The following is a 13,185-nucleotide window of genomic DNA, read 5'->3' on the forward strand; positions in this document are numbered from 1 at the left end:
GAGGGGTGGCGGCGCGTTGGTGCTTCGCGGAAGAACCCTCTCCCTGGCCCTCTCCCGCTTGGCGGGAGAGGGGATGGCTTCGGGACAGGGTGGTGGTCGTTCAGTCTGCCCAGGGAATATTCGCGGCCCAGCTCACCGCGATGGCCTCGCGGATGGCGGCGACGTCGGCATCCGGCACGGCGGCCGGGTCGCCCACTTCCCGGGTTTCGTAATGGAACACGTACAGCCGTGACACGAACTGGCCGAAGGGCAGCGAGGATTCGCCTTCCAGTTCGCCGTGGCCGCGGGTGGTGGTGACCACGCCCTGCCCCCAGTCCTGGCCGCGGTCGCGGTTGGGGTTGTAGAAGTACACCCGCCACTCGCCCTCGGGGCCACGCTCGATGCGCTCGATGGCAATGGCGTGCCAGCCCACGAATTCGCCGCGGTAGTCGGTGACCGCTACGCCGCAGGGCTGGACGTACACCAGTTGCCGCCCGCCGTTGTAGACCGGGTGGTAGGCGGCGTGGAACAGGCGGATGAAGTCGTCGCAGCCGCTGACGGCCTGGTCGTCGTCCAGCACCTCCGCGAAGCCGCGTTTGACCCACCAGCCGTGGAATTCGGGATTCACCCAGCGGTGGCCGTCACCCGGCCGGTCGATGGTGCGGCGGCTCATTTCCATGTAGACGCGGTCCAGGTGCGACGTGAGCACCAGCGATACCGGATCCAGCTCGGTGTGCAGCGACTTGGCCAGACCGGCGTCCAGACCGGCCGAGGCGATGGCGTCGCCCTCGAAATGCATCAGCAGCTCGCCGTCGCGGGCGGCGCGGGCGATCAGTTCCAGCAGATAGCCGGCGTCGTTCTGCGCCCACATGCTGATGGCGCGGGCGGCCTGACAGGTGGGGTTGTGGCCCTGGTCCACCCCGCGCGGCTGACCCAGCACGGATAGCGTCCCGGCCACCAGCAGCACGTTGGCGGTGGGCGGGGTCGGCCATTCGCTGGTAGCACGCAGCTGTTCGGCCACGTCTTCGTTCATGGGCAGCACCATCAGCCGGCGCAGGCCCGGCGGTACCGGGTCGAAGAACAGCGTGCCCTGCTCCAGCAGCCGGCACAGGCCATAGATGCAGCGGGCGGTCTCCGGGAAGATGGCGTAACCGATGATCTCGCTGACCAGGTCGCCGTGCGTTACCAGCACGACCCGGCCCACCGGCCCCAGGGCCAGCGCGTCGGGCAGGCGCTCTGGGGCATTCTCGGCGAGATAGCGCAGCAACAGCGCATGCTGCGGGGCAACCAGCCCGGTGCCGGCCATGGATTCTCCGAACACGCGGGCTTCCACCGCCAGCGTTTCCGGGTCCAGCGCGGTCAGCGCAGCGGTGTAATCGTCACCGGCGTGTTCGCGGGCCAGCTCGGTGGGCCCGTGCAGGGCGTCGATCAGCCGGCGGGCGCGGGTTTCGCTGTCGTCGCCGGTCGCGGCGTCGGTTTCATTTAGCGCCCGGTGCGCCGCATGCAGCAGATGCTCGATACGCTGGACCATGATCGGCCGTTGCTGCAGCACGCGCTCGGCCTCGTCCACCAGCGCGGCCAGCAGGCCGCTCATGCCCAGCGTGCGGACCAGAAATGCGAACAGCCGCTGCAGCCGCGGCCGCATCGGGTTGGGCTGTTCGCGGTCGGATTCGGTGGCGGTGGGGAACAGCAGGTCCAGATTGCTGGCCAGTACTTCGTCCAGGAAACGCCGCGCCGCCCCGGCGTCGAAATCCGGCGCGGGCTCGGCCTCGCCGGTGGCAATGGCCAGCAGACGCAGCTGATTCAGGCATTCCAGCGCCGGCATCATGCCGCCGCTGAGCAGCGTGACCCGCACCAGCCGGGGTTGCAGGTTGGCCGGCTCGGCCCAGTCCCCGCCCAGGAACACGCCGGCGCTGTCGAAGCGCGGCGCCAGGCGGTAGAGCGCGGCCACCCCGTCATCGCTGTCCAGCAGCCGGGGTACCAGCGCCAGCAGGCGGGTCTGGTGCATGCCCTTGCCGAAGCTGCGGGCAGCGGCCAGGTTGTCGAGCATGCGCTCGAACTGACCGATCTGCCGGTCGTTGGCCGGTGGAGGCGCGTTGTGCGGGTCGGGAGTTGCCATGAAAAGCGGCGGCCGGGTGGGTGCCGGTCCGCGACGAAGTCCGCCTGTGATATCGGCCGGCGACGATAACACAAGGGCCCGCGGGGGTTTCAGGCGATGGCGGTGATCACCAGTTGCAGGTTGTCCATCGCCTGATAGCGGTTGACGTCGAGCCGGTAGACGGCATGGATGCGTTCGCCAACCTTGTGCTCCTGATTGAAGGCGATGGCCGACAGGGCGGCGCCGCCCTCGGCCGGCATCAGGGTCAGCTTGAGATGCCGTTCCCCGACGATGCGCTGATCCAGCACGCGGAATTCGCCGTCGAACGCCGGTTCCGGAAACCCGGCGCCCCAGGGGCCGCCCTCGCGCAGGGCCCGGGCGGTGTCCAGGCTGAAGTCGTCGCCGCTCAGGGCGCCGTCGGTATCGATGATGCCGTCGAGCATCGCCGGGGTGACCCAGCGGTCCACTTCAATGGCAAAGGCATCGCGGAAACGATCCAGGTCGTGTGCTGCCAGGCTCAGGCCTGCCGCCATGCCGTGGCCGCCGAACTTGTCCACCAGCCCGGGATGGGCGGTGGCCACGTTGGCCAGCACGTCGCGGATGTGCACGCCCGGCACGGACCGGGCCGACCCCTTCAGCCCGCCCGCGCCGGCCCGGGCGAACGCCACAACCGGCCGGTGGTAGCGCTCGCGAATGCGGCCGGCCACCAGCCCCACGATGCCCTCGTGCCAGTCCGCCTGATGCACGCAGAGCCCGGACGGCAGACCGGCGTCGCCCAGGTCCAGGGCTGCCAGCGAGGTCAGCGCCTCGTCCTGCATCTGCGACTGACGTTCGCGGCGCTCGGCGTTGAGTTGTTCCAGCACCAGCGCGGCCGAATCGGCCCCATGGGCATGTGCCGCCAGCAGGCATTCCACCCCCAGCGCCATGTTGTCGAGCCGCCCGGCCGCGTTAAGACGCGGGGCCAGGCCGAAACCGATGTCGGTGGCCACCAGCCGGTTCAGTTCGCGTCCGGCCATCTGCGCCAGGGCGGCAATGCCCGGCCGGGCGCGACCGCGGCGAATGCGCTTGAGGCCCTGGGCCACCAGCACGCGGTTGGTGTGGGTCAGCGGCACCACGTCGGCCACCGTGCCCAGGGCCACCAGATCGAGATAATCCGCCAGCACCGGTTCCGGCTGCTCGCGGAACCAGCCGCGGTCGCGCAGCCGCGCCCGCAGGGCCAGCATCACGTAGAAGATCACCCCCACGCCGGCCAGCGCCTTGTCCGGAAACGGACAGTCCTTGCGATTGGGATTGACGATGGCATCGGCGGCCGGCAGTTCGGGCGGCGGCAGATGATGATCGGTCACCAGCACCCGGCAGCCCAGCGCATGGGCGGCCGTCACGCCGTCGTGACTGGCGATGCCGTTATCCACGGTAATGATCAACTCGGGGGCGAATTCGCTGGCCGCGGCCACCACCGACGGACTCAGCCCGTAGCCGTGCCGGGCCCGGTCCGGCACCAGATAGTCCACCTGCCGGGCGCCGAAGGCCCGCAGCAGGTGCACGGCCAGGGCGGTGGCGGTGGCGCCGTCGGCGTCGAAATCCCCCACCACCAGAATGCGCTGGTCGGCGGTCAGCGCCTGTTCGATCAGATCACAGGCGGCGTCGATATCTGCCAGCTGGCGGAAGTCCGGCAGACGGGCGAGGTCCAGTGACAGCGCGTCGGCGTCCCCCACCCCGCGGGCAGCGTAGACGCGGCGCAGCAGCGCCGGCAACGAGGCCGGCAATGCGTCGATGGCAGCCTGAAGCGGGCGGCGGCGCAGCACCAGCCCGGTCCCGTCCCGGGCCGGGATGCGGTGGAGTTCGGCGTCGGCCACCAACCTCGGCGTCAGACCGCTTCGCCGATCACCGCGCTGACCGCATCCAGCGTGGCCGGCACGGTTTCGATCTTGCTGCCCTGGCTGATGGCGATGTCCGGGTCCTTCAGGCCGTGGCCGGTGAGGGTGCACACCACGCTGGTGCCGTCGGCAATGCGGCCACGGCTGATATCGCGCAGGGCCCCGGCCAGTGAGGCGGCCGACGCCGGTTCGCAGAACACGCCCTCGCGGGCGGCCAGCTGCTTCTGGGTGGCCAGGATTTCCTCGTCGGTGAGTTCATCGAACCAGCCGCCGGATTCCTCGCGCACCACCCAGGCGGCATCCCAGCTCTGCGGATGACCGATGCGGATGGCGGTGGCCACCGTGTCGGGCTCATCCACCATCGAACCGCGCAGGAACGGCGCACTGCCATTGGCCTGGTAGCCCACCATGGTGGGGCGCTCGCCGTTGCCGCCGCCGGCGTAGGCGCAGCGCCCGCCGCAATAACTGCAGGCCTTGGTGACCGCGTCGTGATGCGTGGCGGCGCATTCGCTGTAGCCGATCCAGTGCGCGGTGATGTTGCCGGCGTTGCCCACCGGCAGACAGTGATAATCCGGGGCGCGGCCGAGGTCCTCGACGATCTCGAACGCGGCGGTCTTCTGCCCCTGCAGGCGGTAGGGGTTGATCGAATTGACGATGGTGACCGGCGTCTGCTCGGCCACTTCGCGCACCAGCCGCATGCCGGCGTCGAAATTGCCCGCGATCTGGATGATGCGGGCGCCGTGCATCATCGCCTGGGCGAGCTTGCCCATGGCGATCTTGCCGTCCGGGATGAGCACAAAGGCGGTAATGCCCGCCCGTGCCGCATAGGCCGCCGCCGCGGCCGAGGTATTCCCGGTGGACGCGCAGATGATGGCCTTGGCGCCCTCCGCCACCGCCTGGGTCACGGCCATGGTCATGCCGCGATCCTTGAACGAGCCGGTGGGATTGAGCCCCTCGTACTTGACGTACAGCTCGCCGCCGAAACCGATGTCCCGCGGGATGTTGTGCAGGCGGATGAGCGGCGTCGCGCCCTCCCCCAGGCTGATCAGGCGGGCATCATCCGCGACCGGGAGGCGATCCCGGTAGCGCTCGATCAAACCCGTATAGCGTTGGCTCATCAGGACAGTCTCCGCGGCACCCGGGCCGAACCGTACTCAAATCGAAACACGAAACACCAAACTCCAAACGGCAACGCCTAGTCCTCGAACTGCGCCACGCGCATGTGCACCAGGCCAGGCCGCGTGTACGGCAGATCATCCAGGCTGTCGAAGAATTTCATCATCTGGCCCTCGATCACCGGCTTGGTGACGATGATGATCAGGGCGTCGTCGCCGGCGGTTTCCGGATCCTTCTGCAGGATCGCCTCGATGCTGATCTCGTGCTGGGCCAGCAGGCCGGTGATCTGGGACATCACGCCCGGCTCGTCAGCCACCTGCACCCGGAAGTAGTGGCCGCAGAAGAAGCCTTCGTTGCCGAGGATCGGCGTGTCGGTGATCTGGTCCGGCTGGAAGGCCAGATGCGGCACGCGGCCGGTCGGGTCGACACTCATGATACGCACGGTGTCGATCAGGTCGGCCACCACCGCCGAGGCGGTGGGACCGGCACCGGCGCCGGCGCCATAATAGACGGTCGGCCCGACGGCGTCGCCGTAGACCATCACGGCATTCTTCTCGCCCTCCACATTGGCCAGCAGCGCCTTTTCCGAGACCAGCGTGGGGTGCACGCGCAGTTCGATGCCGCCGTCGTTGCGCCGGGCGATGCCCAGGTGCTTGATGCGGTAGCCCATTTCCTCGGCATAGGCGATGTCGTCGGCGTGGATGCCGCGAATGCCCTGGGTATAGATGCGGTCGAACGACAGCGGAATGCCGAAGGCGATGGAACCGAGGATCGCCAGCTTGTGGGCCGCGTCGATGCCGTCCACGTCGAAGGTGGGATCGGCTTCGGCATAGCCCAGCGCCTGGGCCTCGGCCAGGGCCTCGGCGAAATCGGCGCCCTCGAACTTCATCTGGCTGAGGATGAAGTTGCCGGTGCCGTTGATGATGCCGGCCAGCCATTCGATGTGATTGGCGGCCAGGCCCTCCCGGATCGCCTTGATGATGGGGATGCCGCCGGCCACGGCGGCCTCGAACGTCACCACCACGTCGTGCTTGTCGGCGGCGGCGAAGATTTCGTTGCCGTGCAGCGCGATCAGGTGCTTGTTGGCGGTGACCACGTGCTTGCCCTGCTCGATCGCGGCCATCACCAGCTTGTAGGCGTCATCCTCGCCGCCGATCAGCTCGAGCACCACGTCGATATCCGGATCGTTGACCACCGCGAACGGGTCGGTGGTCAGGGTGATGCCGTCGGTGGGGCATTCCCGCGGCTTATCGAGGTTCTGCACTGCCGCGTGGGTGATGCGCACCACGCGGCCTGCGCGCCGCCCGATCTCCTTCGCGTTGTGCGCCAGCAGGTTGACGGTGCCGGCACCCACGGTGCCCAACCCCAACAGACCGACATTGACCGGTTTCACGCTGATCTCTCCCTTTGTTTGTTTGACTCGCAGCGCCGCCTGCAGCGGCGGCGCCGGGATTGGCCGGTTCAGGCCGTCGTCATGCCATCGCCGAATCGCGCCGCAGCATGCGCTTGATGTTGCGCAGCGCCTGACGGATTCGCTGTTCGTTCTCGATCAGCCCGATGCGGACATGATCATCACCGTACTGGCCGAAGCCCACGCCCGGCGACACCGCCACCTCGGCATCGCGCAGCAGCCGCTTGGAGAATTCCAGCGACCCTTCCGCGCGGTACATCTCCGGCACCGGCGCCCATACGAACATCGTGGCCCCGGGCTTTTCCACCTCCCAGCCGATTTCGTTGAGCCCGTCGCAGAACACGTCGCGGCGAGCCCGGTACATCTCGCGGATTTCGCCCACGCACTCCTGCGGGCCGTTGAGGGCGGCGATGGCCGCTACCTGCACCGGCGTGAACATGCCGTAATCCAGATACGACTTCATCTTGGCCAGCGCCGCGATCAGCGTGGGGTTGCCACACAGGAAGCCGACCCGCCAACCGGGCATGTTGTAGCTCTTGGACAGCGAGAACGACTCCACCGCCACTTCCCTGGCGCCCGGCACCTGCAGGATGGATGGTGCCTCGTGGCCGTCGAAGACGAGATCGGCGTAGGCCAGATCCTGCACGATCCACAGATCGTACTCCCGTGCCATCGCTACCGCCTTTTCGAAGAACTCCAGCGTGGCGCATTCCGTGGTCGGGTTGCAGGGGAAATTCAGCAGCATCATCTTCGGGCGCGGCCAGGACTCCTTGATCGCCTTTTCCAGCTCCTCGAAGAAGTCGGACCCCGGCGTGAGCTGCACATGGCGCACGTCCGCACCGGCAATCACCGCGCCGTAGGGATGGATCGGATAGGCGGGATTGGGCACCAGCACCTGGTCGCCGCGTTCCAGCGTGGCCAGCATCAGGTGGGCCAGGCCCTCCTTGGAGCCTATGGTGACGATGGCCTCGCTATCCGGATCCAGCTCGACGTCGTAGCGCCGCTTGTACCAGTCGCAGATCGCCAGCCGCAGCCGTGGAATACCCTTGGAGACCGAATAGCGGTGGGTGTCCCCGCGCTGGGTGACTTCCACCATCTTGTCGACGATGTGCTGCGGCGTGGGCTGATCGGGATTGCCCATGCCGAGGTCGATGATGTCCTCCCCGCGCGCTCGCGCCGCCTTCTTCAGATCGTTGACGATGCTGAATACGTACGGCGGCAGCCGTTCGATACGGGGGAAGCTGGCTTTCGAGGAGGACAAACGCGTGGGCTCCGGCAACGGGCTGGTCACGAATGAATGAGCCGCCCCGAGGGCGGCCCATCCCCGCGCCGCACCTGCGACGCAATGGCGGAATTTTGCCAGAAAGCCCGCCTCGCAACCAGATCAACGCGGCGGCAGCACCTCGCGTGGATTGATCGGGGCGCCATCGCGGCGGACTTCGAAGTGCAGCGCCGGCTGCTGATTCGGGCCCACCCCCATTTCCGCGATCGCCTCGCCCACCTTCACCTGCCGCCCCTGTTCCACCAGCAGCTTGCGGTTGTAGCCGTAGGCGGACAGGAAGTGCTCGTCGTGCTTGATGATCACCAGATTCCCGTAGCCCTTGAGTCCGGTGCCGCTGTAGACCACCCGGCCGGCCTGGGCGGCATGCACCGTGTCACCCGCCTTGCCACCGATATCGATGCCGCTGAGCGATTCGCCGCCGGTATAGGCCCGCAGCACGGCGCCGCCGGCCGGCCAGCGCCAGCCGTCCGGCCGCGGGCGGCTGGCAGGCGGTGTGGGACTCGGTGCCGGCGCCGGCGTGGGTTTGGTCGCGGGCTGCTCACGGCGCGAGGCAGACGAGGACGTTTCCTCTTGCGACGATGACGGCGTTTCGGCACGCACCGGGCCGTAGGGGTCCAACGTGAGTTCCTGGCCGGGATAGATGGTGTAGGGCGGGTCGATACCGTTCCAGCGGGCCAGGTTCTGCCACTTGATGCCGTAATCCCAGGCGATCGAGTACAGCGTCTCGCCCCGCGCCACCGTGTGCAGTTCGGGCCGGAACGTCTGCCGCAGAGAGCAGCCCGCCAGCAGCGCTGCTACCAGCAGCGCTACAACTGGTACCAGAGCACTCCGACGGCGATGAGCAGCACCATTGTCCATCCGATCCAATCGACGTACCGCAACAGTCGACGCTCCAGCGCCGGGCCGAACCAGCGCACCAGCGCCGCCACCAGGAAGAACCGCCCGCCACGGCCGATGGCCGAGGCGGCGACGAACGGTAGCAGCGGCATGGCGCCGGCACCTGCCGCAATCGTAAACACCTTGTAGGGAATGGGCGAGAAACCTGCCACCAGCACCGCCAGGAAACCCCATTCGGCAAACCAGTCGCGCACCCGGACATAGCCCTCCCAGTAGCCCATCGTCTGCATCCAGACGGTGGCCGCGTCGAGCAGGAACACACCGATAAAGTAACCGGCCACCCCGCCCAGCACCGAGGCCAGCGTGGTGATCGCTGCCAGCCGCCAGGCACGTTCCGGCCGCGCCAGGCACATGGGCGCCAGCATCACGTCCGGCGGAATGGGAAAGAAGGAGGATTCGGAAAAACTCAGGCCCGCCAGCCACCAGGTGGCGCGGGGATGGGCCGAGGCTCGCAATACGGCATCGTAGAGCCGCCGCCAGACGCGCGTCATTCGAGGCCGGCCACCAGCGGCACGAAACTCACCGGATCGAGCTCGCGGGTGGTGACCTCCCGGCCCTGGCGCTGCATCACCATCAGCCGCTGATTGCCCGGCGCGCCGACTGGTGCCACCAGCCGGCCGCCGTCGGCCAGCTGATCGAGCAACGCGGCGGGGACTTCCTCGCCCGCGGCCGTGATCAGGATGCCATCGAACGGCCCGTAATCGGGCAGGCCCAGGGTGCCGTCCGACAGCCTTACCCGCACGTTGATGTAGCCCAGCTCCCGCAGGCAGGCCCGGGCCCGCTGATACAGCGGCGGGATGCGCTCCAGGCTGTAGACCGAGCGCACCAGTTCCCCCAGCACCGCGGCCTGATAGCCGCTGCCGGTGCCGATTTCCAGCACCGTGTCCGGCGGTTCGCCCTCACCCAGGAGCAGCGCGGTCATGTGCGCCACCACGAACGGCTGGGAAATGGTCTGGGCGTGGCCGATGGGCAGGGCCGTGTCCTCGTAGGCCTTGTAGGACAGCGCTTCGTCGATGAACGCGTGGCGCGGTACGCGTGCCATCGCCTCCAGCACGGCCTCGTGGGTGACCCCGGCCCGGCGCAAGCCGGCCACCAGCCGGTCGCGCGCCCGCTGCGAGGTCACGCCCAGGCCACGGGCATGCGGATGCCGCGTGACGCTGGTCACAGCCCCTGCACCCACCCCGCGATCTGGTCAAGCGCGGCGAACCGGGTGACATCGGTCTGGATCGGCGTCACCGACACCCGCTTGTTGGCCACCGCGTGGAAATCGGTACCGGCGCCGGAGTCGGACTCGGCCCCGGCCGGGCCGATCCAGTAGATGGGATTGCCGCGCGGATCATTCTGGCGCACCACCCGTTCGGCACGGTGGCGGTTGCCCAGGCGCGTGGCCTCGTAGCCGGCCAGCTCGTTCAGGGGGCAGTCGGGGACATTCACGTTGAGAATGGTATCGGCCGGCAGCGGGTCGCGCTGCAGCAGATCGACGATGGAAACCGCCACCTGCGCGGCGGTGTCATAGTGGGACGGCGACTCGCCGTGCAGCGACACCGCCACCGCCGGCAGGCCCAGAAAGCGGCCCTCGGTGGCAGCGGCCACGGTGCCCGAATAGAGCACGTCGTCGCCCAGATTGGCGCCGGCGTTGATGCCGGAGACCACCATGTCGGGCTCCCAGTCGAGCAGGCCGGTGAGCGCGATGTGCACGCAGTCGGTGGGCGTGCCGTCCACGCAGTACACCGACGCCTCGTCGGAACGGACCCGCAGCGGCTGTTCCAGCGTCAGGGAATTGCTGGCGCCGCTACGATTGCGGTCGGGCGCCACGGTGACCAACTCATGACCGGCCGCGGCCAGGGTCTGGCGCAGGCAGGTCAGGCCGGGTGCGTGGCACCCGTCATCATTGGAGAGCAGAATGCGCATGCAGGGTGCTGACAATAGTTATAAAGTGGCGCCGGATAACGGCGCGGCAGCAGCCGTTATGGTAGCGCATCGGGCCGTCAACCGCTGATCACCATGGATCGAAAGTCGACCAGGACACTGACTCCGGAAGAGCGCGAACTGTTCCGCCGCGAGGCCGCCGACGCCGCACCCCTGAGTGCCAGCCAGCGGCGCCGCCCGGAGCCGACGCCCCCCTCGCCCCGCCCGCTGTCGCGCGAGGCCGACGAGGCCGCGGTGATCGCCTCCCTGCTCGATCAGGACCCGGAGGACGTGGAAACCGGCGAGGAATTCATGTTCCGACGGCCCGGTATTCAGCTGGCTACCCTGCGCCGTCTGCGCCGCGGCCAGTACCGCTGCGACGCGGAACTGGATCTGCATGGCCAGTTCGTGAGCACCGCCCGCCATGCGCTTGCGGTATTCCTGGCCGAGGCCCGCGACCTCGATCACCGCTGCGTGCGCATCATCCATGGCAAGGGTCTGCGCTCGGGCAACCGCGGGCCGGTGCTGCGCCAGAAGGTGGCCGGCTGGCTGCGCCAGCGCAACGAGGTGCTGGCCTACTGCTCGGCCCGCCGGGTGGACGGCGGCACCGGGGCGGTCTACGTCCTGCTCAAACGCGCTTGAGCAGCTTGTCCAGCCGCTTGCGCAGTATCTCGAACGGCTGATAGCCCTCGGTGAGACGCTTGTAGCCCTGGGGATGGCTGAGAATCACCGCCGGCATGCCACGCATCCCGAACTGGTGCCGGCGATGGAAATCCTCCTGGGTGGCCTCCCGCGTGTTCGGATCATTCAGGCAAGCGGCAAACGCCGCGGCATCAGAGGTCAGGCCCTCCGCCAGTTCGAGCAGCACGGCCTCGCGGGTGACGTCGCGGGCCTGCCGGTAGAAGGCACCCTGTAGCCGGTCGAAATAGGCCAGCGCCATGTCCGGGGCCAGCCGGCGCATGGCCACCACCGCCCGGCAGGCCGGCTCGGTGTCGTAGACGAAGCCCTCGGGCATGGCACCCTCGAACTCGAATGTCAGGCCGGTATGGGCCTGGACCTCCGCCCAGTGATGCAGCACCCAGCGTCGCTGGCCCGGCGGCAGCACCATGGCATTGCCCGGATACAGGCCGCCGGTGATCAGCTCCACGCCGATCCGGTCGCCATAGGCGGCCACCAGTCGGCGCATTTCCGGGCCGAATCCATAGCACCAGGAACACATCGGGTCGGCAATGTAGAGCAGGCTGGTGTCGGTCATGCCGACTCGGCGGATCGCTCTCTCGAGGGTTCGGTGACACTGGCAATCTCGCGCACCACCATGGTGGCAAAACTGCCCGCGGGCAGCGAGAAGGTCATTCGCAGACAGGCCGCGCCCGGCCAGTCCCAGACCAGATCCGGCACCACCGCCCGCAGCGGCCGGCGGGCCGCGTCCACCTTGTGCCTGACCAGGCCGTCCAGCCACGCCTCGAACGGCGCGATGACTTCATTCTCCAGTACCAGCACCTCACCCTCGACTTCGGCCCGACCGCGGCCGGGCAGCGGGCCGCTGGGATGAATGTCGAATTCCGCCAGCCGGCGTTGCAGGGTGTCGCCGGCGATTTCATCACCCGGCGGCTGAAAGCCGCTCTGGCTGCCGGCCAGACAGACGAACTCGCCGGGCAGCAGCTGGTTCCAGTCGCCACGCTCGACCCGCCGCGCCAGCACCTGGTTGAACATGTGGGAACGGGCGGCCGACAGCGCGAAGCTGCGCCCCGACGGCTTCATCCGCCGGCCGGCGAACAACTGGTCGACCAGGTCTAGATTGCGGGCCCCGTGGCCGAAGCGCTGGGCACCGAAGTAGTTGGGAACCCCGGTGTCACGCACCCGGACGAGTGCCTGTTCGATGTCGTCACGATCGCCCTCGACCGATCGCAGGCAGAGCTCGAACCGGTTGCCGCGATGGGTGCCGCGGCGCAGCTTGCGGTCATGGCGGGTCATCGCCAGCCATTCGACGCCGTCCAGATCGGGCGGATCCGCCGGCGCCTGCTTGATCGGCATGGGCAGGGAGAACCACTGGGTGGTGACGGCGTGCCGATCCTTGAGGCCGGCCATGCCGATATCCCGCGAACGCAGGCCGTAATGATCGGCCAGCCGGTCCGCCAGCGCCACGGTGTTCCAGCCGGTCTTGCGGGCCTGCAGCCAGAGGTGCTCGCCCTCCCCGGTGAGGGTGACGGGCATCAGTTCCTCGACCCGGAAGTCGGCATCCTCGGCCCGCATCAGGGCGCGGGCATCCGGTGCCGGCCCGGCAGTGGGCAGCGGGATAACCGGATCGGGTCTGGCGGCAGGGACGCCGGTCAACGGCGATCGATGACCAGGTAGAACTGCTCGCCTTGCTTGATCATGCCCAGGTCGGAGCGGGCACGGCCTTCCATCGCCTTGCCGCCGTCGTCGAGTTCGGCGATTTCGGCCGCCATCGCGTCGTTGCGGGCGCGCAGCACCTCGTTCTCGCCGGCCAGGGTCTCGATCTCCTGGCTCAGCCGGTGGGTATCGGCATACCCGCCGTCACCGACCCACAGCCGGAACTGCAATCCGGCAATGAGCAGGCACAGCGCAATGATGGCGATGCGATCCATGGACGGAG

Annotated in this window: 13 protein-coding genes; 1 reads left to right on the plus strand and 12 read right to left on the minus strand. The window is 68.4% G+C overall.

Annotated features, from left to right (window positions below):
* Positions 1–100: 100 nt before the first annotated feature.
* The 9 genes from RM532_RS10365 to surE form a co-directional block, all read right to left on the minus strand.
* Entirely contained in the window at positions 101–2,098 is a 1,998-nt protein-coding gene (locus RM532_RS10365; RefSeq protein WP_311653258.1) for a hypothetical protein, read from the minus strand.
* Between the two features lie 89 nt (positions 2,099–2,187).
* Entirely contained in the window at positions 2,188–3,885 is a 1,698-nt protein-coding gene (gene recJ, locus RM532_RS10370; protein ID WP_349255308.1) for a single-stranded-DNA-specific exonuclease RecJ, read from the minus strand.
* Between the two features lie 59 nt (positions 3,886–3,944).
* Positions 3,945–5,072 carry a threonine synthase gene (thrC, locus tag RM532_RS10375; protein ID WP_311653260.1) on the minus strand — a complete coding sequence of 376 codons (1,128 nt, stop codon included), beginning with the start codon at positions 5,070–5,072 and terminating at the stop codon, positions 3,945–3,947.
* A 77-nt stretch (positions 5,073–5,149) separates the two neighbouring features.
* The gene (locus RM532_RS10380; RefSeq protein WP_311653261.1) at positions 5,150–6,463 is read right to left on the minus strand and encodes a homoserine dehydrogenase; all 1,314 of its coding nucleotides are present in this window, start codon (positions 6,461–6,463) and stop codon (positions 5,150–5,152) included.
* 79 nt (positions 6,464–6,542) lie between these two features.
* A complete protein-coding gene (gene alaC, locus RM532_RS10385; RefSeq protein ID WP_311653262.1) occupies positions 6,543–7,772 on the minus strand; it encodes an alanine transaminase in 1,230 nt (409 codons plus the stop codon).
* 93 nt (positions 7,773–7,865) lie between these two features.
* Positions 7,866–8,621, minus strand: coding sequence for a peptidoglycan DD-metalloendopeptidase family protein (locus RM532_RS10390; protein ID WP_311653263.1), 756 nt, complete (start codon positions 8,619–8,621; stop codon positions 7,866–7,868).
* Positions 8,570–9,151 (minus strand): YqaA family protein, encoded by a 582-nt coding sequence (locus tag RM532_RS10395; protein WP_311653264.1) that lies wholly within the window; start codon positions 9,149–9,151, stop codon positions 8,570–8,572. The genes RM532_RS10390 and RM532_RS10395 overlap by 52 nt, the downstream gene beginning before the upstream one ends.
* Positions 9,148–9,825 (minus strand): protein-L-isoaspartate(D-aspartate) O-methyltransferase, encoded by a 678-nt coding sequence (locus RM532_RS10400; protein ID WP_311653265.1) that lies wholly within the window; start codon positions 9,823–9,825, stop codon positions 9,148–9,150. Before RM532_RS10400 ends, RM532_RS10395 begins: the two co-directional genes overlap by 4 nt.
* Positions 9,822–10,571, minus strand: coding sequence for a 5'/3'-nucleotidase SurE (gene surE, locus RM532_RS10405; RefSeq protein ID WP_311653266.1), 750 nt, complete (start codon positions 10,569–10,571; stop codon positions 9,822–9,824). Before surE ends, RM532_RS10400 begins: the two co-directional genes overlap by 4 nt.
* 93 nt (positions 10,572–10,664) lie before the next feature.
* Between surE and RM532_RS10410 the strand changes: the two genes are divergently transcribed.
* The gene (locus tag RM532_RS10410; RefSeq protein ID WP_311653267.1) at positions 10,665–11,210 is read left to right on the plus strand and encodes a Smr/MutS family protein; all 546 of its coding nucleotides are present in this window, start codon (positions 10,665–10,667) and stop codon (positions 11,208–11,210) included.
* Here RM532_RS10410 and RM532_RS10415 read toward each other — a convergent pair.
* From RM532_RS10415 to RM532_RS10425, 3 genes are read right to left on the minus strand one after another with little or no spacing between them, the layout of a single operon-like run.
* Positions 11,197–11,823 carry a DsbA family protein gene (locus tag RM532_RS10415; RefSeq protein ID WP_311653268.1) on the minus strand — a complete coding sequence of 209 codons (627 nt, stop codon included), beginning with the start codon at positions 11,821–11,823 and terminating at the stop codon, positions 11,197–11,199. The genes RM532_RS10410 and RM532_RS10415 overlap by 14 nt on opposite strands.
* Entirely contained in the window at positions 11,820–12,902 is a 1,083-nt protein-coding gene (gene truD, locus RM532_RS10420; RefSeq protein WP_311653269.1) for a tRNA pseudouridine(13) synthase TruD, read from the minus strand. Before truD ends, RM532_RS10415 begins: the two co-directional genes overlap by 4 nt.
* On the minus strand, positions 12,899–13,177 hold the full coding sequence (locus RM532_RS10425; RefSeq protein WP_311653270.1) for a septum formation initiator family protein: 279 nt from the start codon (positions 13,175–13,177) through the stop codon (positions 12,899–12,901). The genes truD and RM532_RS10425 overlap by 4 nt, the downstream gene beginning before the upstream one ends.
* Positions 13,178–13,185 lie beyond the last annotated feature (8 nt).

Source organism: Spectribacter hydrogenoxidans (assembly GCF_031846275.1).
Taxonomy (GTDB): Bacteria; Pseudomonadota; Gammaproteobacteria; order Nevskiales; family Salinisphaeraceae; genus Spectribacter; species Spectribacter hydrogenoxidans.

Bases quoted from the DNA above. Each gene is read 5' to 3' on its own strand.
- RM532_RS10365 (WP_311653258.1), bottom strand. From the start codon at position 2,098: ATGGCAACTCCCGACCCGCACAACGCGCCTCCACCGGCCAACGACCGG.
- thrC (WP_311653260.1), bottom strand. From the start codon at position 5,072: ATGAGCCAACGCTATACGGGTTTGATCGAGCGCTACCGGGATCGCCTC.
- RM532_RS10390 (WP_311653263.1), bottom strand. From the start codon at position 8,621: ATGGACAATGGTGCTGCTCATCGCCGTCGGAGTGCTCTGGTACCAGTT.
- RM532_RS10395 (WP_311653264.1), bottom strand. From the start codon at position 9,151: ATGACGCGCGTCTGGCGGCGGCTCTACGATGCCGTATTGCGAGCCTCG.
- surE (WP_311653266.1), bottom strand. From the start codon at position 10,571: ATGCGCATTCTGCTCTCCAATGATGACGGGTGCCACGCACCCGGCCTG.
- RM532_RS10410 (WP_311653267.1), top strand. From the start codon at position 10,665: ATGGATCGAAAGTCGACCAGGACACTGACTCCGGAAGAGCGCGAACTG.
- RM532_RS10415 (WP_311653268.1), bottom strand. From the start codon at position 11,823: ATGACCGACACCAGCCTGCTCTACATTGCCGACCCGATGTGTTCCTGG.
- RM532_RS10425 (WP_311653270.1), bottom strand. From the start codon at position 13,177: ATGGATCGCATCGCCATCATTGCGCTGTGCCTGCTCATTGCCGGATTG.